The sequence below is a fragment of the Actinacidiphila rubida genome (assembly GCF_900110255.1).
GTDB classification, from domain to species: Bacteria; Actinomycetota; Actinomycetes; order Streptomycetales; family Streptomycetaceae; genus Actinacidiphila; species Actinacidiphila rubida.
Genome location: NZ_FODD01000014.1, coordinates 25,960 through 46,987, shown reverse-complemented (window position 1 = coordinate 46,987; position 21,028 = coordinate 25,960). Strand labels below are relative to the sequence as shown.

General features: G+C 75.5%; 15 protein-coding genes. 8 read left to right on the top strand and 7 right to left on the bottom strand.

The features are described from left to right. Positions 1 to 216: 216 nt before the first annotated feature. Complete coding sequence (locus BMW99_RS15470; RefSeq protein ID WP_075016977.1) at positions 217 to 903, bottom strand: SDR family oxidoreductase; 687 nt, start codon at positions 901 to 903, stop codon at positions 217 to 219. Positions 904 to 1,042: 139 nt separating this feature from the next. Between BMW99_RS15470 and BMW99_RS15465 the strand changes: the two genes are divergently transcribed. The 3 genes from BMW99_RS15465 to BMW99_RS15455 all read left to right on the top strand — a co-directional run bounded on the left by BMW99_RS15465 (position 1,043) and on the right by BMW99_RS15455 (position 4,387). Continuing rightward, complete coding sequence (locus tag BMW99_RS15465) at positions 1,043 to 1,708, top strand: HAD family hydrolase (RefSeq protein ID WP_069467527.1); 666 nt, start codon at positions 1,043 to 1,045, stop codon at positions 1,706 to 1,708. Positions 1,709 to 2,045: 337 nt separating this feature from the next. Next, positions 2,046 to 3,284, top strand: coding sequence for an aminotransferase class I/II-fold pyridoxal phosphate-dependent enzyme (locus BMW99_RS15460; protein WP_075017020.1), 1,239 nt, complete (start codon positions 2,046 to 2,048; stop codon positions 3,282 to 3,284). A gap of 101 nt (positions 3,285 to 3,385) precedes the next feature. Next, positions 3,386 to 4,387 carry an MBL fold metallo-hydrolase gene (locus BMW99_RS15455; protein ID WP_069467019.1) on the top strand — a complete coding sequence of 334 codons (1,002 nt, stop codon included), beginning with the start codon at positions 3,386 to 3,388 and terminating at the stop codon, positions 4,385 to 4,387. A 73-nt stretch (positions 4,388 to 4,460) separates the two neighbouring features. On the opposite strand, the gene BMW99_RS15450 is transcribed toward BMW99_RS15455, so the two are convergent. Together BMW99_RS15450 and BMW99_RS15445 are read right to left on the bottom strand one after the other, a co-directional pair. After that, positions 4,461 to 5,114, bottom strand: a complete 654-nt coding sequence (locus BMW99_RS15450; protein ID WP_069467018.1) for a DedA family protein — start codon at positions 5,112 to 5,114, stop codon at positions 4,461 to 4,463. Beyond that, on the bottom strand, positions 5,111 to 5,902 hold the full coding sequence (locus BMW99_RS15445) for an MBL fold metallo-hydrolase (protein ID WP_069467017.1): 792 nt from the start codon (positions 5,900 to 5,902) through the stop codon (positions 5,111 to 5,113). The genes BMW99_RS15450 and BMW99_RS15445 overlap by 4 nt, the downstream gene beginning before the upstream one ends. A 194-nt stretch (positions 5,903 to 6,096) precedes the next feature. Between BMW99_RS15445 and BMW99_RS15440 the strand changes: the two genes are divergently transcribed. Further along, positions 6,097 to 8,199, top strand: coding sequence for a phage holin family protein (locus BMW99_RS15440; protein WP_245791474.1), 2,103 nt, complete (start codon positions 6,097 to 6,099; stop codon positions 8,197 to 8,199). An 86-nt stretch (positions 8,200 to 8,285) separates the two neighbouring features. On the opposite strand, the gene BMW99_RS15435 is transcribed toward BMW99_RS15440, so the two are convergent. Continuing rightward, positions 8,286 to 9,047 carry an SDR family NAD(P)-dependent oxidoreductase gene (locus BMW99_RS15435; protein WP_176735738.1) on the bottom strand — a complete coding sequence of 254 codons (762 nt, stop codon included), beginning with the start codon at positions 9,045 to 9,047 and terminating at the stop codon, positions 8,286 to 8,288. Positions 9,048 to 9,198: 151 nt separating this feature from the next. Continuing rightward, positions 9,199 to 9,780, bottom strand: coding sequence for a TetR/AcrR family transcriptional regulator (locus BMW99_RS15430; protein WP_075016976.1), 582 nt, complete (start codon positions 9,778 to 9,780; stop codon positions 9,199 to 9,201). Between the two features lie 97 nt (positions 9,781 to 9,877). Here BMW99_RS15430 and BMW99_RS15425 point away from each other — a divergent pair, with 97 nt between their 5' ends. Continuing rightward, positions 9,878 to 10,630, top strand: coding sequence for a Clp protease N-terminal domain-containing protein (locus BMW99_RS15425; protein ID WP_069467643.1), 753 nt, complete (start codon positions 9,878 to 9,880; stop codon positions 10,628 to 10,630). 81 nt (positions 10,631 to 10,711) lie between these two features. Here BMW99_RS15425 and BMW99_RS15420 read toward each other — a convergent pair whose 3' ends face one another. Continuing rightward, positions 10,712 to 11,443 (bottom strand): class I SAM-dependent methyltransferase, encoded by a 732-nt coding sequence (locus tag BMW99_RS15420; protein WP_075017019.1) that lies wholly within the window; start codon positions 11,441 to 11,443, stop codon positions 10,712 to 10,714. Positions 11,444 to 11,857: 414 nt separating this feature from the next. On the opposite strand from BMW99_RS15420, the gene BMW99_RS15415 reads away from it, so the two are divergent. The 3 genes from BMW99_RS15415 to BMW99_RS15405 are packed head-to-tail and all read left to right on the top strand — an operon-like array spanning position 11,858 to position 19,163. Further along, complete coding sequence (locus BMW99_RS15415; protein ID WP_107451821.1) at positions 11,858 to 12,511, top strand: SLATT domain-containing protein; 654 nt, start codon at positions 11,858 to 11,860, stop codon at positions 12,509 to 12,511. Next, a complete protein-coding gene (locus BMW99_RS15410) occupies positions 12,508 to 17,187 on the top strand; it encodes an FtsK/SpoIIIE domain-containing protein (protein ID WP_143080537.1) in 4,680 nt (1,559 codons plus the stop codon). Before BMW99_RS15415 ends, BMW99_RS15410 begins: the two co-directional genes overlap by 4 nt. After that, the gene (locus tag BMW99_RS15405) at positions 17,184 to 19,163 is read left to right on the top strand and encodes a metallophosphoesterase family protein (RefSeq protein WP_069461952.1); all 1,980 of its coding nucleotides are present in this window, start codon (positions 17,184 to 17,186) and stop codon (positions 19,161 to 19,163) included. Before BMW99_RS15410 ends, BMW99_RS15405 begins: the two co-directional genes overlap by 4 nt. 27 nt (positions 19,164 to 19,190) lie before the next feature. Here the strand turns inward: BMW99_RS15405 and BMW99_RS15400 are convergent, their stop codons facing one another. After that, the gene (locus tag BMW99_RS15400; protein WP_069461953.1) at positions 19,191 to 21,017 is read right to left on the bottom strand and encodes an AMP-dependent synthetase/ligase; all 1,827 of its coding nucleotides are present in this window, start codon (positions 21,015 to 21,017) and stop codon (positions 19,191 to 19,193) included. Positions 21,018 to 21,028 lie beyond the last annotated feature (11 nt).

The following is a 21,028-nucleotide window of genomic DNA, read 5'->3' as shown; positions in this document are numbered from 1 at the left end:
CGGAGCCGGCCGATCCCGGTGCGCTCCGCTTACGTCCCGCTCTCGCCCGGGAAGCGGCCGGCTTCGACCTCGGCGCACGCCTGCACCAGCGTGCCGGGCTCGTGCGCCGACCGCACCGCTGCCGCGGCCTCACCCACCAGCGCGTCGCACGTGCCCGCCGCGCCTTAGCGCAGGGTGGGGCGGGCGTACGGGGCCGCCTGCGTCATCGCGGGCCGCTCACTGTCCGGGCGGCTCCGAGAGGGCGCGCTTGACCTCCCGGGTCCGGTCGTCCGCGAGCACCTCGGTCCGGCCGCCGGCGAGGGCGTCCATGGTCTGCTCCGCGACGTCCCTCGCGCTGATCTTGGGGGCGTCGGTGAACGAGCTGAGGTCCGTCTCCACGAATCCGGCGTGGACGCCCACGACGAGCGTGCCCTGCGCGCGCAGTCCCTCGCGCAGCGCGCCCGTCAGCGACCACTGCGCGGCCTTGGAGGCCGCGTACCCCGGGTACTCCGGACGCGACGCCCATGAGGCGGTCGACAGCATGTTGACCAGCGCGCCCCCACCGTTGGCGGCCAGGATCGGCGCGAACGCCCGCGAAACGGCCCAGGTGCCGAAGTAGTTGATCTCCATCGCCTCGCGTGCGCCGTCCATCGAGCCGGCCAGGAGTTTGGTGGAGAAGCCTCCGACGCCCGCGTTGTTGATCACGATCGTGACGTCGTGAGCGCCGGCCGCGGCCTGGGCGATCTGCGTCGGATCGGTCACGTCCATGCGCAGCGGGGTCAGGTCCGGGTCGTCCACGGCCGCGGGATCGCGGGCGGCACCGTAGACCTTGGCCGCGCCGTGCTCCACGAGCGCCCGCGCGAAGGCCCGGCCGATGCCGCGGTTGGCCCCGGTCACCAGGGCGACCGCTCCCTTGATCTCCATCGTGTTCCCTCCTGCCGCCCCCTCCCTGCCAGCCTGCGACGGAAGCCGTGGCCCCGCACATCGGACGGGTGGGGGCGCCGGACGGGCGCGGGGTGGGCGCCGGGTGGGCCCGGGAATCCGCGACGGTACCCTCACCTGCGTGAACGCATCCCAGGACGCCTGGCCCGAGACCGAACTGGTCATCTTCGACTGCGACGGCGTCCTCGTCGACAGCGAGAAGATCGCGGTGAAGATCGACGTGCTGATGCTCGCGGACCTCGGCTGGCCGATGAGCGAGGACGAGGTCGTCGAGCGGTTCGTCGGACGCAGCTACGCCGACATGGCGCGGGCGATCGGCGAGCACCTGGGCCGGCCGCTGCCCGACGGCTGGGACGCGCCGTACCGGCGGTCGTACCGGGAGGCGTTCGAACGCGAACTCACGCCCGTCGACGGTGTGGTGGAGGCGCTGGACGCGCTCACCCTGCCGTCGTGCGTCGCGTCCAGCACCTCCCACGAGGGGCTGCGTCACACGCTTGGCCTGACGGGCCTGTACGAGCGGTTCGACGGACGCATCTTCAGCGCGGCGGAGGTGGCGCGGGGCAAGCCCGCACCGGACCTGTTCCTGCACGCGGCGCGCAGCCTCGGCGTCGAGCCGCGGCGGTGCGTGGTGGTGGAGGACAGCCGCTACGGAGTGGAGGCGGCGCGGGCCGCGGGGATGCGGGCGTTCGGCTACTGCGGCGGGCTGACGCCGGGGGAGTGGCTGCGCGGGGACGACACGGTCGTCTTCGACGACATGCGCGAGTTGGTGGGGCTGATACGGGGCTGAGCGCGGGTCCCCTCGGGGGGCGCGTCGCCGTCGGTGGCCGCACATCCGTGCCGGGTTTCGCGGGCCTGCTGGGGCCCGTCGCCGTCTTCGGCTGCACGTCCGTGCGGGGGTTCGCGCGCCTGTGGCGCGCTGGTGTTCCCACCCGCGCCACCCGTGCGGGTTTCGTCGTCGGGTGCGGGTCCGCTCCGCGGGGAGTCCCGTCGCCGTCTTCGGCTGCGCGTCCGTGCGGGGGTTCGCGCGCCTGTGGCGCGCTGGTGCGCGGGCGGCTCGGGGGGCGGGGGTGGGGGAAAAGGGGGAAGGTGGGCGCAGAGGCCCCGGCTCCGTGGAGGTGCGCACCATGCGTCTCACCCTGCCGTTCGACGTGCGGCCCGACCCGGGGCTGCCGGTACCGCCGTACTGGGACACGCGACTGGATCACGGGGCGGCCGCCGAGCCGCCAGGTGGCGGGGCGCGGCTGCTGGAAGCGGCCTGCGGGTACTGGGCGCGGCGCGGGCTGCCCGTGGACACGCGGCACGCGCTCGCCGCGCCCGGCGCCGAGCCGCTGCTGCTCGCGCTGCTCGCCGCGACCGACGGCGATCCCGTGCTGGCCCGCCCCGCGGCCGCCTGGCAGCAGCCGCTCGCGCGGCTGCTGCGGCGGCGCGTGCACACCGTGCCGACCCCGCCGGAGGGCGGCGGCGTCCCGGACCCGTTCGCGCTGCTGGAGACGGTGCGGCGGGCGCGGGCGGAGGGAGGGGCGCCGCGGCTGCTCGTGCTGTCCGCCGCGGACGATCCCAGCGGCACGGTCAGCCCGCCGGAGCTGCTGCACGAGACGTGCGAGGCCGCCGCGGAGGCCGGGCTGATGATCGTCTCGGACGAGACGTACTCGGACACCCTTCACCACCACGACACGGTGCTGCTCAGCCCCGCGGAGATGCTGCCCGACCACACCGTGGTGATCACCGACCTCGGCGCGACCCTGGTGCCGGTCTCCGTGCCGGCCGCGCTCGCCCGCTTCCCCGGCACCGACCACGGTGCGGCCTGGCGGGAGCGGGCGGCGGCCGCGCTCGCGGCGATGCGCGCGGCGCTGACCGGGCCCGTCGCCGCGGCCACCGGCTACGTGCTGACCGAGCCGCCCGAGGTCACCGACCACCGGGCCGCGGCGAACCGGTTGCACGCCCGGGTGGGGGCCGCCGCCTACCGCGCGGTCACCGAGGCCGGTGCGGTGTGCCGGCCGCCGAAGGCCGGGTTCCAGCTGTACCCGACCCTGAGCACGACCGGGGTGCCCGGTGCCCCCGGCACGCCCGCCATGACGGCCGAGCAGGCCGAGGAGCGGCTGAGCGCGGCGCTGGGGCGGCCGGTGCTCGGCGGCCACCGCTTCGGCGACGATCCGGCCGAGCCCCGGGTCCGGATCGACATCGGCGCGCTGCTGGGCGCGACCGAGACCGAACGGCGTACCGCGCTGACCGCCGCGGATCCGGTCTCCGCCCCGCATGTCGCCGCCGGACTCGCCGCGCTGACCTCGGCGTTCGCCGAGCTGTGCGGGCCCGGCGCGGCCACCGGACCGGCCGGCTCGGGATCGCGGGGCCGCGGGGCCTGACTTACGTTCGGAGGCAGCCGAGAGGCGGAATCACCGACTCCGGTTGGTGCCCGGGCGGCTCGGCCCGAACGAGGCCGCGCGAGCGCAGCAAGGGAGCCGTGATGACCGACCAGAGCGAACGCACCGTCGCCTCGCCCCGGCCGGCCGGCGAGCACCGCACCTGGCCGCGCTCCTTCGCCGACCGCCTGACCGACCCGCTGCCGATGCCCGGGCTGCGCGACCTCGTGCGCCTGGCCCGGGAGTGCGCGGTGCGGCCCCCCTCGTCCTCGCTCAAGGACGTCGTCAAGCTGCCGGTGGAACCGGGCCCGCTGCCCGAGGCCGCCCCCGGCACCGTGGCCGTCACGTGGGCCGGGCACGCCAGCTGGGTGCTGCGGATCGGCGGGATGACCGTCCTCACCGACCCGGTCTGGTCCCGCCGCATCCCCGGCACGCCCGCCCGGATCACCCCGGTCGGGGTGCCCTGGTCGCTGCTGCCGCGCATCGACGCGGTCGTGGTCAGCCACAACCACTACGACCACCTCGACGCGCCCACCCTCAAGCGGCTGCCGCGGGAGACCCCGTGCTTCGTGCCCGCGGGCCTCGGCACGTGGTTCCGCCGCCGCGGCTTCGAGGAGGTGACGGAGCTCGACTGGTGGGAGGCCGCGGAACTCGACGGCGTCCGCTTCGACTTCGTGCCCGCGCACCACTGGAGCCGGCGCACCCTCACCGACACCTGCCGTTCGCTGTGGGGCGGGTGGGTGCTGACCGACCGGGAGGGGCACCGCATCTACTTCGCCGGCGACACCGGTTACGGCCGCTTCTTCAAGGACATCGCGCGCGCCCACCCGGGCATCGACGTGGCACTGCTGCCGATCGGCGCGTACGCGCCGCGGTGGATGCTCGGGCCGGTGCACACCGATCCCGAGGAGGCGGTGCGGGCGTTCCAGGACCTGGGCGCCGCCGCGATGGCGCCGATGCACTGGGCGACGTTCCTGCTGTCCGGCGAGCCGCCGCTGGAGCCGCTGATGCGGCTGCGCGCGGCCTGGGCCGAGGCCGGACTGCGGCGCGCGGCCCTCTGGGACCTGCCCGTCGGCGGCTCCCGCGTCCTGCCCCGGACGGGCTGAACCCGGACGGACGCGCCCGCCGGGTTCCATGCGCGGGCCCGCCGGTCCTCACACTCCGGCCCGGAAGGGGGCGTCAGGGGTGGCCGGCGCCCGGCGCCTCCTGCGGTGGCCTGCGCAGCCGCCGCACCAGCGCGGGGCCGGCCGCGATCGCGAACGTCAGGCCCACGGCCAGCGCCACGCCCTGCCACGGCTCGGGGAACAGCGAGCCGCCGACGATTCCGATCAGCTGGTACGACGCCGCCCACGCCAGGCACGCGACGACGTCGCCGCGCACGAAGCGCCGTAGCGGCATCTCCGCGAGCAGGCAGGCCACCATCACGGGCAGCCGGCCGGCCGGTATCAGCCGCGACAGCACCAGGACCGCGGCGCCGTGCTGGTCGAGCTGCCGCTGCGACCTGGCCAGGGTCCGGTCGTCGACCCGGTCCTGCAGCCGGTGCAGCACCCGCGAGCCGCCGCGCGAGCGGACCCCGCGCAGGCCCAGCCAGTACAGCGCCACGTCGCCGAGGAACGCGGCGAGCGAGGCCACCCCGAACACCACGGCGAGCGCGACGGGTTCGGTCTGGTGGAACGCGACGACCGCGGCGCCCGACACCAGGGCGCCGGTGGGCACCACCGGCACCAGCGAGCCCAGCACCACCAGCAGGAACAGCGTCGGATAGCCGATCGCCTGCTGGGCGCCCTGCGACGGCGGGGGGTTGGCGGCGGCCGACGCCAGGAAGGCGATCACCCGGTGCTCTCCCGTCCCGCGCCCTCGACGAGCACGCTCTGGCCGTGGTCCAGCCGGTGCACCGCGACCTGCGGGGCCAGCTCGGCGGCGCGCCGGACGAACTCCTCGCCCGGCGTGTGGAACTCGTGCGGCCGGACCGCGTCCATGCCGATCGGCCAGTACGTGCCGTAGTGCACCGGCACGGCCGCACGCGGCTCCAGGCGGGCGAGCGCCTGCGCGGCGCGGCCGGCGTCCAGGTGGCCGTGGCCGAGGAACGGGCCCCAGCCGCCGACCGGGAGCAGCGCGACGTCGCACGGGCCGACGTCCGCGGCCATCGTGTCGAACAGGCCGGTGTCGCCGGCGAAGTAGGTGCGCGCCTCGCCGGACACCACGTAGCCGAGGGCCTGCACACGCTGGCGGCCGTAGGGCAGCCGCCGGCCGTCGTGGGCGGCCGGCACCGCGCGCACGGTCAGCTCACCGTGCGCGTGGGTGTCGCCCGCGGCCAGCTCGACCAGCCGCAGCCGGCCCGCCAGCCGCCGCAGCCCCGGCACCGCGGCCCGCGCACCGCGGGGCAGCAGCACCGTCGTGCCGTCGGCGAGCCCTGACAGGGACCCCAGGTGCAGGTGGTCGGCGTGCAGATGGGAGACCAGGACGACGTCGGCACGGGCCGCGGACGCCGGCGGCAGCGCGCCGCGGCGCCTGCGCAGGTGGGCCAGCCGCCGTGCGAACAGCGGGTCGGTGAGCACCCGCACGCCGGAGTCGCGCACCGTCACCGTGGCATGCCCCCACCACGTGATCTCCACCGCCACCGTGCTCGTCCCTTCCCCGGTCGGGCCGGCCGGCGCCGGTCCGTGTCGCGGTGCCTGCCCCGCCGTGCGGTCCGGGCCCGTCGGCGCAGGTCCGCGCGCCCGGCCGGGCGGCTCCTCGACGTCGAGCGTATGCCCTGCGCCGCGCGGGGCACGCGTCACCCGTATGGCAGGGTGGAGCAGTGCGTGAGCCGGGTGTGAGTCGAAGACGGGCCGCGGGTCGCAGTGCGGTGCGGACCGTCGGCAGGGTGCTCGTGGTGTGGGTGGTCGCGTCCGCGACGCTGGCCGTGCTGGCATGGCTGCTGCCGGACTTCAGGATCGAGTCGCCCAGCGGCGACAGCCCGACCCAGATCGCGGTCACCGCGGCGGTCGGGGCGGGCGCGTTCGGCGTGCTCAGCGCGCTGGTGTGGCCGCTGCTCGTGCGGGCGCTGCTGCTGGTGCCCGCACTCGTGCTGGGCGCGCTCGTCTTCTTCCTCAACGGCTCGCTGCTGCTGGTCGCGCTGCGCTTCACACCCGACGGCCGCGGCTCGGTGGCGCCCGCCACCGCCGTGGTCATCGCGGCGGTGATGTCGGCGGCCTCGTCGGCCACCAGCACCGCACTGGCCGTCCGCGACGACGCCGCGTACGGACGGCGGCTGGCCCGCCTGGCCGGCCGCCGCAGGCAGCGGGCCGGCGACCCGCCGCTGCCCGCCGGGCCCGGCACGGTCTTCCTGCAGCTCGACGGCGTCGGCCACGACGTGCTGCGCGACGCCCTCACCGGCGCCCCGCCCGCGATGCCGACCGTCGCGCGCTGGCTGGGCAGCACCCATCGGCTCGTGCCCTGGACGACCGACTGGAGCAGCCAGACGGGCGCCAGCCAGCTGGCGATCCTGCACGGCAGCAACCACGACGTGCCCGCCTTCCGCTGGTTCGAGAAGGACACCGGGCAGGTGATGGTCTGCAACCGTCCGTCCAGCGCGGCCGAACTGGAACGCAGGGCGGTCGCCCGCACCGGGTCCGCCGGGCTGCTGGCCTGCCACGGCGCGTCCCGCGGCAACCTGTTCAGCGGCGGCGCCGAGCAGTCGGCGCTGGTGATGTCGGTCGCCGCCCGCGCGGACACCTTCAGCCGGCCGCGGACCGGGTACTTCGCGTACTTCTCCGACCCCGCCCACGCCGTGCGCACCGCCGCGTCGTTCTGCACCGAGGTGGTCCGGGAGATCGCGGAGTCCACCGCGGCCCGGATGCGACGGGACCGCCCCCGCATCAAGCGCGGCGGGCTGTACCCGCTGCTGCGCGCGTTCGCCACGGTGGTGGAGCGGGACGTGGCGGTCGCGGCCGTCGTCGGCGACATGCTCGCCGGGCGCACCGCCGTCTACGCCGACCTCGTCGCCTACGATGAGGTCGCCCACCACTCCGGCCCCCACAGCCGCGACGCCCGCAAGGTGCTGGCCCGGCTGGACCGCTCGGTCCGGCTGATCGCCGACGCCGCTCGCTACGCCCCGCGGCCCTACCGCATCGTGCTGCTCTCCGACCACGGGCAGAGCGGCGGCGAGACCTTCGAGGGCGCCTACGGCCTGAGCCTGCGCGAACTGGTCCGGGTCGGGTGCGGTCTCGACGACGGCGCCCCGGACGGGGCGCGGCGCAGGAGCGGCGCCGAGGCGCGGGCAGCGGCGCGCAGCGCCCTGCGCAGGCCCGAGCGGGGCCGGCGGGCCGAGGAGGCGGAGTGCGAGGGACCGCCGTCCGAGCCGATCGTGCTCGCTTCGGGCAATCTCGGCCTGGTGGCGTTCCCCGACATCGCGGGCCGGGCCACGCTCGAGGAGCTGGAGCGCCGCTGCCCCGATCTGCTCCCCTCGCTCACCGGTCACCCCGGCATCGGGTTCGTGCTGGTGCGCAGCGCCGAGCGCGGGCCGGTGGTCCTCGGGCCGGGCGGCAGCCACGAGCTGGCCGGCGGCCGGATCACCGGCGACGACCCGCTCGCCCCCTTCGGCCCGGGAGCCGCCGCGGCGGTGCTCCGTGCGGACGCCTTCCCGCACACCGCCGACCTGATGATCAACTCGGCGTGCGACCGGCGGACCGGCACCGTGCACGCCTTCGAGGAGCAGGCCGGCTCGCACGGCGGCCTCGGCGGCCCCCAGTCGCATCCCTTTCTGCTGCACCCGGCCGAACTGCCCGTCCCCGAGGCGTCGATGACCGGCGCGGAGTCGCTGCACGCGCTGTTCACCGCGTGGCTGGCGCCGGCCGTCGCGGCGGAGGCCGACCGCGCGGCGGTGCCCGCTCCCAGCGCGGCCACCGGCGCCCGCACCCCCGCGGCACGCGCCTGACCCGGGCCGACGCGCCCGCTGCTGCACCGAACGCGCGGGCCACGCACCCTCGGCACGGGGATGCGCCTTCCGCGCGGGCACGCGGCCTACGCGCTGGCGCCGCCGTCGACCACGAGGTCGGTGCCGATGGTGAACGCCGAGGCGGGGGACGCCAGATGGAGGATCGCGGCGGCGATCTCGCCGACCGTGGCGACGCGGCCCGCAGGCAGGGAGGTGCGCATGCGCTCGGCCTTCTCCGCGGGCGTCTCGCCGGGGCGTGACGACATCGGGGTGTCCACCGGGCCGGGGCTGACGGCGTTGATCCGCACGCCGTCCGCGATGTGGTCCAGCGCCGCACCGCGCGTCAGGGCGCTCACCGCGGCCTTCGTGGCCGCGTAGGCCGTCATGCCGGGGGCTCGGCGGTGGGCACCGAGGTTGGAGCTGACGTTCACGATCGCGCCGCCGCCGTGCTCCCGCATGTGCCGGATCTCGTACGCCATCGCCAGCCACAGGCCGGTCAGATTGGTGTCGACCAGGAACCGCCAGTCGTCCTCGGTGACATCGGCGACCGGGCCGGGCGCTATGGCGGCGCCCACGGTGTTGACCGCTACGTGCAGTCCGCCGAAGCGCCCGGCCGTCTCGGCGACCAGCCGTTCCATGTCGGCCGCCTGCGTGACGTCCGCGGTGAGGGCGGCCGCCCTGCCGCCGTCCGCCTCGATCAGGGCGACGGTCCCGGCCAGCGTGTCGGCGGTGCGCCCGGCGACGGCGACCCTGGCGCCCGCCGCGGCGAAGGCCCGGGCGGTCGCCCGCCCGATACCGCTGCCGCCGCCGGTCACCAGCGCCACCCGGCCGTCAAAAATGTCCAGCATGTCCGTGTCCTCCGTGATGCGGTGCGGTCTGTTTATTGGATCGATCGTTCTGTTATGAGGTCGTGAGAGGACGTGTCGCCGGTGTGCGGCGTGCGGCGCGAAGAACGCGAGGCTGCCGAGGTCCGGAGAGGTCCCGAGGGGTTCGGCGCGATCAGTCCAGGAGTGCCAGGGCCTGCTCGGCCGCGTCCCGTGCGCGGTCCTGGTCGCCACCGGCCTTGCCGACGACGCGGATGCCCTGCAGCAGCACCAGCAGCATGCGGGCCAGCAGGCGCGGATCGCGGCCGGCGGGCAGTTCGCCCTGCGCGCGGGCGCGCAGCAGTGCGGCGGTCAGGCCGGCCTCCAGGTGGTCCCAACTCGCCTCGACGCGTCGGGCGGCCGCCGGGTCGTGCGGCGCCAGCTCCACGGCGGTGTTGGTGACGAAGCAGCCGCGGCGCACGTCGTCGGCGGCGGCCTCGGCGGCGAACCGCCGGACGAGCGCGCGGACCGCGGGCAGCGCGGGGCCGGGCTGGGACAGCTCGTCCAGCAGTGCGGGATCGCGCGTCTCGCCGTAGCTCCGGAGTGCCCGCAGGTAGAGCTGGTGCTTGCTGCCGAAGGTGGCGTAGATGCTCGCGCGGGCAATTCCCAGGTGCTCCACGAGGTCCGCCATCGACGTGGCCTCGTACCCGCGCCGCCAGAAGAGCTCCATGGCCGCCTGGAGCGCGGTCGCCGGGTCGAATTCCTTGGTCCTGGCCATGGGGTGACTCTAGGGCGTACGAGAATGATCGGTCAAGAAAGAGGGGAGTCGTCAACTCAAGGTTGACGATCCTGATTCGTCAACTTACGGTTGACGCATGACGCAGAATCCTCAACCCCAGCAGCGTCCGGTCCGCCTGGACGACCTCATCGACTTCGTGAAGCAGCAGCAGCCGGAAGGCGACCCGCTCCAGGACCTGGAGCGAGCGGTGACCGTGGCCGGCCACCTCGGCGACGTCGCCGACCACCTCATCGGCCACTTCGTCGACCAGGCCCGGCGGGCCGGCGCGTCCTGGACCGACATCGGGCAGCACATGGGCGTCAGCAAGCAGGCCGCCCAGAAGCGCTTCGTGCCCAAGATCCCCGAGGACGTCGACCTCTTCGACGCCGCCAGCTTCAACCGGTTCACGCCGCGCGCCCGCACGGCCGTCGTCGACGCCCAGGAGGCGGCCCGCACCGCCCGCCACGCGGCGATCGAGCCCGAGCACCTGCTGCTCGGCCTGGTGGGCCAGCCCGAGACGGTCGCCACCAAGGTGTTCGAGGCGCTGGACGCCGACGCCGAGGTGATCCGCGCCGAGGTCGGCACGCCCGGCACCGAGAGCGAACCGGTGGTCGGCAACATCCCGTTCAGCCCGGCCGCGAAGAAGACGCTCCAGCTCGTCCTCCGCGAGGCGCTGCGCCTGGGCCACAACTACATCGGCACCGAGCACATCCTGCTCGGCGTCCTCAGCGACGACCAGGAGCCCAGCGCGCAGGCACTCGCCGGGCTCGGCGTCACCCACGACGAGGTCGAACGGCAGGTCGTCGCCATGCTCGCGGAGATCACCGGCCGGCCGCCGTTCGGGCAGTGACGGCGTCCCCGACCGGAACGTCCCGGCCCATGGAGGTGGGCGTCCGCCCACCGGGTCTCTCCGGGGCGCGGCGTCCGCCCCTCAGGCCTCCTTGCGCAGCGCCAGCAGCCGGTACACCGGGTCGGCGCGCGGCACGTCGGGGTCCGGGAGCAGCTCCAGCTCCCGGGCCAGCACGGCCGACTCGGCCTCCGTCATGGTCAGCGCCGACGTGAAGTAGCCGCGTGCCACGCGCTGCGCGGCGTCGGCGGGTGCCAGGCCCTGGCCGTGGCCGGTGAAACGGGCCTCGCCGGCCCGCCGCAGCCCGTGCTCGCCGGCCACCGCGAGCACCCGCGACGCCGCGTCGTGGGCCCGCGTGACCCGGTAGGGCGCCATCAGCGCGGCCACGTCGCTCTCGACGTCGTGGCCCGCGTCCTTGTCGACCGTCGTCACGAACACCCCGCCGGGGCGCAGGACCCGGGCGCACTCGGCGATGACCGCCGGTGCGTCCGGCAGCAGGTGAAGCAGCCACACCGCGCTCACCGCGTCCAGCGAGGCGTCGGCGAACGGCAGTCCCCGGCTGTCGCCGATCACGAGGGTCGGGCCGACCCGGCCCGCCGCGACCCGGGCCATGCCGGGCGAGGCGTCGACCCCGAACACGCGCAGGCCGGGCCGCGTCATCAGCCCGGTGACCAGGCCCGTGCCGCAGCCCACGTCCAGAAGCGTCGCGGCCCGTTCGGGAACGAGCGCGAGCACCGCCCGGGCGGCGGACCGTGCACGGGGAACGCCGCCGCGGGTCGCGTCGTAACGCGCCGCCTCCAGGTCGTAGTCCAGCATGTGGGACATGCTAGGGGTCACGGGTGAACAGCAGTTCACCCGGGACCTTTCGTCCTGGTTACGCGCATGCCGCCGTGCGGCCCCGTGCGACGGTCCGCCCCCGCGCGGCCGGCCGGCAGGCGGCCCCGGCCCCCGGGTCCCCCGGTCCACCCCCCGCGCCGCGCCGCGCCGCGCGGAGCGCCGGGCCCGCGGGGCGGCCGGCGCGGGACCTCGTGCTCCGGGCGTGCGCCCCTCGGCGCCCCAACTGGTGGCGCGAAGCCGGTACTTCGGCTGCCGGGGGGCCGGGGGAGCCGATAGCCTCGGCTGCGGTTTCGGCACGAGGGGGGCGGTCCGATGGCAGGCCGGGACGACGGGGCGGCGGCGACCGGGACCAGGAGAGCCGCGCCCACGGCGACCGGGACGGGGAGCGGCGGCATGCCGTCCGCCGTACCGCGGCAGGGGCGTGCGCTCAGGGACCTGGAGCTGCGGCCGTTCCCGCGGATCAGCGCGGACAGCCCGGCCGCGCAGCGCGAGGCGCTGGCACGGCTGCGTGCCTGGGCCGAGCAGAGCGCCGAGGACGCCATGGACTGGTACCTGCGCGACAAGCGGCGCAAGCGCCTCGGTTCGCGGCTGCTGCAGGGGCTGGCGATCGGCTTCGCCGTGGCCGGTACGGCGGTGCCGCTCGGTACGGCCGCGGCGGGCGGCTCCGGCCAGGGCTGGGGCTACGTCCTGCTGGCGGCGGCCGCCGGCTGCAAGGCCTTCGACCACTTCTTCGGCCTCTCCTCCACCTGGATGCGGGACATCGGCGTCGCGCACGCGCTGCGCGCCGAACTCAACGCCGTCCGGCTGGAATGGGCCGCGGACGTGCTGCGCGCCGGACCGGCCGGAGCCGTCGCCGAGCCCGGGCAGCCCCTGGAACCGGAGGAGGTGGAGCGGCAGTTGGCGCTCATCGCCCGCCTGGTGACGGCCGTACGGTCGCACGTCGAGTCGGAGACCGCCGAGTGGCAGGCCGAGTTCAGCGCCTCCACCCGCCAACTCCACGATCAGGGCGGCGCCCTGCCGGCCGCCGAACGTACCCCGGGGGCATGATGGGCCGCCTGCTGACCGTCCTCCTCCACGACGGCACCGAGCACGACATCGACCTCGACGCCCCGGAGACCACGTCGATGGCGGAGCTGGCCCGGCGCTTCGCCGTGCGCTGGGGCGAGCCGCCGGCGGCCGCGGCGGACGACCCGGCCGACGGCGACGATCCGGGCCAGGCCGGCGGGCAGGTCGTCCGGCTCGGCATGGCCACCGTGACGCTCAACGCCCTGCCGCCCGCACCCCGGAACGGCGGCAGCGACCGCGTGCTCCCGCAGGGTGCGGAGCCCGGCGCCGCGGCGGTCGCGGAGCCCGGGGACGAGGCCGGCGCGGAACCCCTGACACCGCTGTTCACGGCCCGCGGACCGCTGCCCGCTTCCATGACGCTCGGGGACTCCCCGCTGCGCGACGGGGTGCGCGTCGGCTTCGGCGTGGTGCCGCCCGACGACGAACCCGCGGCCGGCGACTACGAACTGCGGATCGTGGCCGGACCCGGCGCCGGCACCATCCACACCTTCACCCGCAAGGAGATGCGCAAGACCGGGGAACTGCTGGCCGGCCGCGCCGAGACCGCCGGCTGGGACATGCTGATGTTCGCCGGAGCCACGCGGCCCAGCCTGTCCACCGACCGCAAGAAGTTCGCGGTGATCGACGGCGAGCCCGTCAAGATGTCCAGCTGGGCCCGCGAGTGGCCGGACGGCACGATGCTCACGATGGGCAACCTCTGCCTGGAGTTCTGCGAGGTGCCCAAAGCCGGGACGAGCACCACCGGAATGGGCGTCGCCGGCACCACGGTGTTCGACCTCTCGCACGAACACACGCCGCGCCCCGCGTCGCGGCCCTTCGTCGACCGCGTTCCCGTCCGCTGGTACAACCGCCCGTCCACCCGGCGGAGGATGGCCGCGGAGAGCGCCCGCCGGGCGGAGCGCCTGCCGCTGGTCCAGGCCGCCGCGCAGTCCCGGCAGGCGCTGCCGGACGCCGCCGAGGTGCTGTCGCTGGTGACCCGCCGCAGCAACCGCGTCTGGGAACGCGACCCGCGGTCCCGCGCGTTCCTGACGCTGCGCTGCGGTCTCGACATCGAGGTGCCGCCGCGCGACTGGGACGGCACCAACCGCCTGGTCACCGCGCACGGCGGCGTCGCCACGGCCCCCGTCGGCGACGTCACGCCGGTCGCGGAGCTGCCGCTGCGGGAGCTGGGCGCGATCGGGCTCGTCGGCTCCGGCGGGCTGCCGCGGCGGATCGCCGCGTGGTTCGCCGCCCAGGTCGCGGCGCTGCACCGCCCGCACGACGTGGTGGTGCGGGTGCTCACCGACAAGGAGTCGGCGGGGGAGTGGCGCTGGCTGCGCTGGCTGCCGCGCTCCGCCACCCCGCTCGACGTCGACGAACCGCCGCGGGTCCTCGCCCAGCTCGACCGGCGGGGCGGCCGCGCGGCGCTCAAGGCGTTCGAGGAGATGGTCGAGGAACGGGACGGGACGTGGCACGGGCCGGGCCGGGGCGCCCCCGAGGTGCTGCTGATCGTGGAGTGCCCGCGGTCCGGGCCCACCGACGCGATGACCCGGCTGGTGCGCAAGGGCCCGCAGGTCGGCGTGCACGTCGTGTGGGTGGCCGAGGACCCGGAGCACCTGCCGCCGGAGTGCCGGACCGTCGTCCTGGCCGACGACACCGGGATGGGACAGGTCCGCACACCGGACGGCCGGTCGTGGCCCGTGCTCCTCGACCTGGTGCCCTGGCCGTACTTCGAGCGCCTGGCGCGGTCACTGGCGCCGCTGCGCGACAAGGACGCGGAGGACCGCAGGCGGGCGCTGCGGCAGAGCGCGCTGACCGAGATCCTCGACCTGGACGCGGTGTCCGCCGACCGGATCGCCGAGCAGTGGCGTGCGGTGCCGCACACCACGTCGGTGCCGGTGGGCCTGGGAACCCGCGGGCCGTACAGCATCGACCTGCGCAGGGACGGCCCGCACGCGCTGGTCTCCGGTGCGCTCGGCTCCGGCAAGTCGGAGTTCCTGCTGACCTGGGTGGCGTCGCTGGCCGTGGCGAACCGCCCCGACGAGCTGACGGTCGTCCTCATGGACCACAAGGGCGGCGGCCCGGAGATCAGCCGGCTCGCCGAACTTCCGCACGTGACCGCGCTGCTCACCGACTTCGACGCCCGGCAGAGCGCCCGCATCATCATCCGGCTGGGCCTGCTGCTGCGCTCCCGGGGGCGCGCGCTGGCCTCCGCGGAGGTCAAGGACCTGGAGGCCTACCAGGACCGGCGCCGCAGGAACCCCCGCCTCCCGCCGATGCCGCGGCTGGTGTTCGTCGTCGACGAGTTCGCCGCGCTCTCGCGCGAGGCCCCCGACCTGGTGAACGGCCTGCTCGACACGGCGCGGCGCGGCCGCAGCCTCGGGATCCACCTGGTGCTGGCCACCCAGCAGGCCGGCCGGGTGGCGACCGGGGACGTGCTGGTCAACACCAACCTGCGGATCGGGCTGCGTGCCGCCCAGGAGCAGGAGAGCCTGCAGATCCTCGGTTCCGCGGACGCCGCGCACATCGGCCGCTCCACCCCGGGGCGGGCCTTCGTGCGGGCCGGTTCCGGCCGGCTCGACGAGGTCCAGCTCGCCCAGGTCAGTGCGGCCGGCGGGCTCGGGGCACCGCGGATCGAGGTCCGCGAGATGGGCCCGAGCGGTGAACTTCCGCCGCACCGCGGGCGGTTGGAGGGACTGGACTTCGGCAGCCCGCTCGACGCCCTCGTGACGGCGGTGCAGGACGCGACGGCCGCCCTCGGCATCGAGGTGCCCGCCGGGCCGCTGCCGCCGCCGCTCGCCGAGACCGTCACCCTCGCCGAGGTGCGGCCGCCCGACGCGTGGGGCTCCGACGTGCCGCCGGTCGCCTACGGGATCCAGGACGTGCCGGACGAACCCGCCCGGCAGTGCGCGGTGTTCGACCTGGCGCGCACCGGCTCGCTGTCCGTGGCGGGGACCCGCGGCAGCGGCAGGTCGCAGTTCCTGCGGACCTTCGCGGCCGCCGTCGCCCGCCAGAACAGCACCGCGGACGTCCACCTCTACGGCATCGACTGCGGCGACGGCGGCCTGCTGGCGCTCGCCGGACTGCCGCACTGCGGCGTGGTCGTCACCCCCCGCCGCCCCGACCTGATCAGCCGGCTCCTCGGCCGGCTCACCGCGACGGTCTTCCTGCGCAAGGAGATCCTGGCCACCGGCGGCTTCCGGGACGTGGCCGCGCAGCGCCAGGCCATGCCCGCGGACCAGCGGCTGCCCTACCTGGTGGTGCTGCTGGACCGCTGGGAGGCGTTCGCGGCCCTGGACGCCGACCACACCGACTTCGCCGCCGAGCTGACCGGCCTGCTCCGCGAGGGGCCGGGCGTCGGCGTGCGGGTCGTCGTCACCGGCGAACGCGCCCTGCTGACACGGCCGATGACATCGCGCTTCCAGGAGCAGTTGGCCCTCGGCCTCGCCTCCGAGGACGACTACCTCCTCGCGGGGATCAACCCGCGTCTGGTGCCCGCGAGCATCACCCCCGGCCGGGCCTTCCACGCCGACAGCTTCACCGAGACCCAGGTCGCGCTGCTCGACGGCGACCCCACCCGGCGCGGGCAGGCGGACGCGCTCGGCACGCTCGCCACCCGGCTCCGCGAGCGGGACGCCGGCGTCCCCGAGTCGCGGCGGCCGTTCCGGATCGAGGACGCGCCCAGGGCCGCCGACCAGTTCCGGGTCGGCGCGGGCAAGGGCCGCCCGGTGGGCCGCGAGGACGTGCTGGCCTGGCTGCGCGACCGCTGCGGCACCGGTGCCTCCACCGCGCTGCTCGGACCGCGCCGGGCCGGGAAGACCTGGGTGCTGGAGGAGTTGCAGCGCCGGCTGCAGGCCGACGGGTTCCGCGCGGTGCACAAGCTGGTGGTGCCCGAGCCCAACTCGTCGGTGGAGAGCCCCGACGCGCTGGCGTCGATCCTGCTGCGCGACCTGCGCGGCACGGCCCACCCCGCCGAGGCCCTGCTGGACAAGGCGTCGTCGGGCACCGGCGCCGACCGGCTGGTGTTCCTGCTCGACGAGGTCGGCCGGCTCGCCAGCTACGGGCCCGCCGCCGTCTCGTGGCTGCGCGACCTCGGGCAGGCCGGTGCCTGGCTGATGTACACGGGCACGGAGAAGGACTGGCTGTCCGTCGTGCGCTGGGCGCTGACCCTGCCCGGGTCCAGCTTCGGCAACGACATCGGCCGCCGGGCCCTGGGCCCCCTGGACCGCGACGCCGCCCTGGACTTCCTGACCGGCACCGCCGCGAACCTCGGTGTGAACCTGGGCCGCGACACCGCCGCCACCCGCATCGTGGACCTCGTCGGCACCTGGCCGTTCTACCTGCAGGCCGTCGGCGACGGCGTGGTGCGCGCCGTGCAGGCCAACGACCTGCAGCCGCTGAACAGCCCGGCGGCGCTGCAGGCCCTCGTCGACCGGCGGCTGCTGGACGACTGGGCCCACCACTTCCAGTCGCGCTGGGCGGAGATCGGCGCGGCCGGCCGGGCCGCGCTGCTGGCCCGGCCCGGCGAGCAGCCGCGCGACGCGTCCCCGACGCAGCGGCAGGACCTGCGCGAGGTGGGCCTGCTGCTGCCCGGCGAACGGTGGTCCGACGACCCGCCCTTCCTCGCCTGGATCGCCAGGAACGAGATCTCGCTGCGTGACGAGGAGTTACCTGCATGACGGTGTTCTCGGCCAGCCGGTCGTACCAGCGCGAGCTGGACATCAGGCTCGTCGACGGGTTGCCCGTGCCCGGCTGGGTCGACCGGCTGGTCCGCGGGCAGGCGCCGAACAGTCCCGCCTGGCTGGTGGTGATGCCGCGCAGAGCGGGGAAGAGCTGGCTGGCCAAGGGCATCGCCCACGCGCGCGCCGAGGGCAGCACGCTCCTGGTCGACCTGCGGTTCCCCGCCCAGGTCCGCAAGCGCTGCCTGGACGGGCTGACCGGCGGGCCCACCCCGCTGCCGCTGACGCAGGGGCAGATGCTCATCGTGGACGAGCCGGCGCTCGGCGCCCGCGCGACCGATCCCGCCGTGCTGGCCGAGGGCCTCGTCCAGGCCAAGGAGCAGGGCGCGGTGCCGGTGGTGTTCGCGACTCCGGCCGAACACGCCCTGCTGGCCCGGCACCTGGGCCCCGACGTGCCCAAGGACGTGCTGCGGCCGCCGCTCCTCGACGCGGCCGAGCAGGCCAGGATGGCGGCGCGCGCGCCGGAGTGGGCGCCGGCCCTGACGGAGCTCGTCCGGGAGCGGGAGCCGTCCTGGCTGACGACCCCGTACCTGCTCGAACTCGCCCTGGGAATGGGCGAGGAGATGCCCGGCCTGCGCGACCGCCCGGAGGAGCTGCTGGCCGCGGCGGCCCAGCACGCGCTGCACGACCACCAGTACGTCGAGCAGTGGTTCCACGACGGGCTCGGCGCCCCGCACCGCGCGGCCCTGCGCGCCGGACGCTGGCGGGCGGCCGGCCTGGAGGTGCCCGAGGGCACCGGCGAACTGCGCGGCGAGGAACGGCTCGCCGACGACCCGGTGCTGGCCCGGCACCTGCCCGAGGTGCTGCGCGTCCACCACGTGTCCGACCTCCACCACGGCGGCCGGCTCAACGCCAACGTCGACGCCAAGGACGGCAGCGCGGCCGGCCGGAAGATCGCCGCGATCGCCGGCGCCGGCACCCCGATGGACAGCTACCTCGACCACGTACGCCAGTTGCGCGCGCACGGCCGCGCCCCGCACCTGGTGGTCGTCACCGGCGACCTGGTCAACCGGCCGCACGACGCGTACGGGGCGCTGGCCCGGGACTGGCTGGCGGAACTGGCCGGGCTGCTCGCCCCGCACCAGGACCTGGCCGCGGACGATCCGCGGATCGTGCTGGTCGGCGGCAACCACGACGTGTCGTGGGACCTGGCGCTCGACCCCTCACCGCAGCGCAGGCACGCGTGGTTCGCGGACCACTTCGCCGGCTACCCGCATCCCGACCTGCACCTCGGAGACCCGGCGGCGCGCAGGCTGTACGTCTCCTACCCCGCGGTCGGGCTGCGGTTCGCGCTGCTGGGGAGCGCGGAGTCCGGCGGGGAGGCGGCCCGCGACGAGGACCGGGAGCGGCTGCGGGCCGCACAGGAGGCGTACCTGGCCGCCGCCGACGACGAGCGGCGCGACGAGGACGCGGTGGCCGCCGTGGTGCACGACTTCGAGCGGGTGGACCCGGGGGTGGTGGCCCGCGGCGTGCTGGACCGCCTGGCCGCACAGCCCGGCTATGTCACCGTCGCGGCCCTGCACCACCCGCTGTCGCCGGTGCCCGCGGTGGAGGTCGCCCCGTACTCCGGCGTCGTCAACGCCGGGCAGGCCAAGCGGGCGCTGGCCGGGTCCGGCACCGCGCTGATCCTGCACGGGCACACGCACCTGGCGTTCGGCGCCGCCGAGCGTTTGCTGGGGGCGGAGCCGCCGTGGACCATGCGGATCGCCGGGGCGCCGGCCCTGGCCAGCAGCGAGACCGACGAACGCAACGGCTACAACGAGCTGTTCGTGGCCCGCGAGGGCGGCGCGCACGCACTGGCGCTGCGGACCCTGCGGTTCGACGGCGGCCAGTGGGCGGCCGGGCCCGCGTACGCGTTCCGGCCCGGCGGCGCGGACGAGCTGCCGCTGGCCGACCTGTGTGCCGAGGAGCCCTGAGCACCGCCTTCCACGCGGGGGCGGGCGTCAGGGCCCGTACAGGGCCTCGATCTCCCGGGCGTACACGGTCTCGATGACCCGCCGCTTCAGCTTCATCGACGGGGTCAGCGTGCCGCGCTCCTCGGAGAACTGCGCGGCCAGTATCCGGAACGTGCGGATCGACTCCGCCTGCGAGACCAGCGTGTTGGCGGCCACCACCGCCCGCCGGATCTCCTGCTCCAGCTCGGTGTCGTGGACCAGGTCGACCGCGGACAGCTGCGGCTTGCCGCGCATCGTCAGCCAGTGCGTGACCGCGTCCGGGTCGAGGGTGACCAGTGCGGCCACGTAGGGGCGGTTGTTGCCGACCGCCACGCACTGGGCGACCAGCGGATGCCCCCGGACCTTGTCCTCAAGGGCCACCGGCGACACGCTCTTGCCGCCGCTGGTCACCAGGATCTCCTTCTTGCGCCCGGTGATGGTCAGGTAGCCGTCGTCGTCGAGCGTGCCGATGTCCCCGGTGGCCAGCCAGCCCTCGCGGAGCACTTCCTCGGTGGCCTTCTCGTTGTTGAGGTAGCCGCCGAAGACCTGGCCGCCGTGCAGCCAGATCTCGCCGTCCTCGGCGATCAGCACCGTGGTGCCCGGCACCGGCTGGCCGACGGTCCCGAACCGGGTCTGCTCCGGCGGGTTCGCGGTGGCCGCGGCGGACGTCTCCGTGAGCCCGTAGCCCTCGTAGATGGTGACGCCCGCGCCGGCGAAGAACAGCCCCAGCCGGCGCTCCATCGCCGAGCCGCCGGAGATGCCGTGCCTGACCCGCCCGCCGAGCGCGTCCCGCACCTTGCTGTAGACGAGCTTGTCGTAGATCTGGTGCTGCATCCGCAGGCCCGCGCTCGGGCCGGGGCCCAGGCCGAACGCCTTGGACTCGACGGCCTCCGCGTAGCGCACCGCGATCTCCACGGCCTTCTCGAACGGGCCGAGTTTGCCGCCCAGTTCGGCCTTGCGGCGGGCGGCCTGGAAGACCTTCTCGAAGACGTACGGCACGGCCAGCACGAACGTCGGCCGGAACGCGGCGAGATCGGGTATCAGCTCGGCGGCGGCCATGCTCGGCTGGTGGCCGAGCCGGATGCGGTGCCGGATGCAGGCCACCTCCACCATGCGCCCGAAGACGTGGGCGAGCGGCAGGAACAGCAGCGTGGACGGCACCTCGTTGGGCTTGTTGGCGAACACCGGCTCCCAGCGGGCCACCACGTTGTCGCACTCCGCCATGAAGTTGGCGTGGGTGAGCACGCAGCCCTTGGGCCGGCCGGTGGTGCCCGAGGTGTAGATGATCGTGGCGATCGCGTCCGGGGTCACCGCGAGGCGGTGGCGCTCCACCACGTCGTCGCCGAGCAGCCGCCCGGCGTGCGTCAGTTCGGCCACGCAGTCGGAGTCGAGCTGCCACAGGCGGGTCAGCCGCGGCAGTTCGTCGACGGTGGCGCCGATCGTCATCGCGTGGTCCTCGTGCTCGACGATCGCCGCGACCGCGCCGGAGTCGTGCAGCATCCACCGCACCTGGTCCGACGAGGACGTGGGGTAGATCGGCACGGACTGCGCGCCGATCGCCCACAGGGCGAAGTCGAAGAGCGTCCACTCGTAGCGGGTGCGGCTCATGAGCGCGACGCGGTCGCCGAATCTGATGCCCTCCGCGAGCAGACCCTTGGCGACGGCGACGACCTGGTCGCGGAACTCGACGGCGGTCACGTCGAGCCATCCGCCCTGGCCGTCCGCACGCCCGAGCACCACATGGCCGGGGTGGCTCTGGGCGTTGCCGAAGACGGCATCCGCCAAGCCTCCCGCCTGCGGCGTGGTGACCAACGGGGGGACGGTGTACTGGCGCAACGGTTGTTCTC

What these genes read in the sequence shown, in the direction of transcription:
- BMW99_RS15470 (WP_075016977.1), bottom strand. Translation starts at nt 903, where the DNA reads ATGGAGATCAAGGGAGCGGTCGCCCTGGTGACCGGGGCCAACCGCGGC.
- BMW99_RS15460 (WP_075017020.1), top strand. Translation starts at nt 2,046, where the DNA reads ATGCGTCTCACCCTGCCGTTCGACGTGCGGCCCGACCCGGGGCTGCCG.
- BMW99_RS15455 (WP_069467019.1), top strand. Translation starts at nt 3,386, where the DNA reads ATGACCGACCAGAGCGAACGCACCGTCGCCTCGCCCCGGCCGGCCGGC.
- BMW99_RS15435 (WP_176735738.1), bottom strand. Translation starts at nt 9,047, where the DNA reads ATGCTGGACATTTTTGACGGCCGGGTGGCGCTGGTGACCGGCGGCGGC.
- BMW99_RS15430 (WP_075016976.1), bottom strand. Translation starts at nt 9,780, where the DNA reads ATGGCCAGGACCAAGGAATTCGACCCGGCGACCGCGCTCCAGGCGGCC.
- BMW99_RS15425 (WP_069467643.1), top strand. Translation starts at nt 9,878, where the DNA reads ATGACGCAGAATCCTCAACCCCAGCAGCGTCCGGTCCGCCTGGACGAC.
- BMW99_RS15420 (WP_075017019.1), bottom strand. Translation starts at nt 11,443, where the DNA reads ATGCTGGACTACGACCTGGAGGCGGCGCGTTACGACGCGACCCGCGGC.
- BMW99_RS15415 (WP_107451821.1), top strand. Translation starts at nt 11,858, where the DNA reads ATGCCGTCCGCCGTACCGCGGCAGGGGCGTGCGCTCAGGGACCTGGAG.
- BMW99_RS15410 (WP_143080537.1), top strand. Translation starts at nt 12,508, where the DNA reads ATGATGGGCCGCCTGCTGACCGTCCTCCTCCACGACGGCACCGAGCAC.
- BMW99_RS15405 (WP_069461952.1), top strand. Translation starts at nt 17,184, where the DNA reads ATGACGGTGTTCTCGGCCAGCCGGTCGTACCAGCGCGAGCTGGACATC.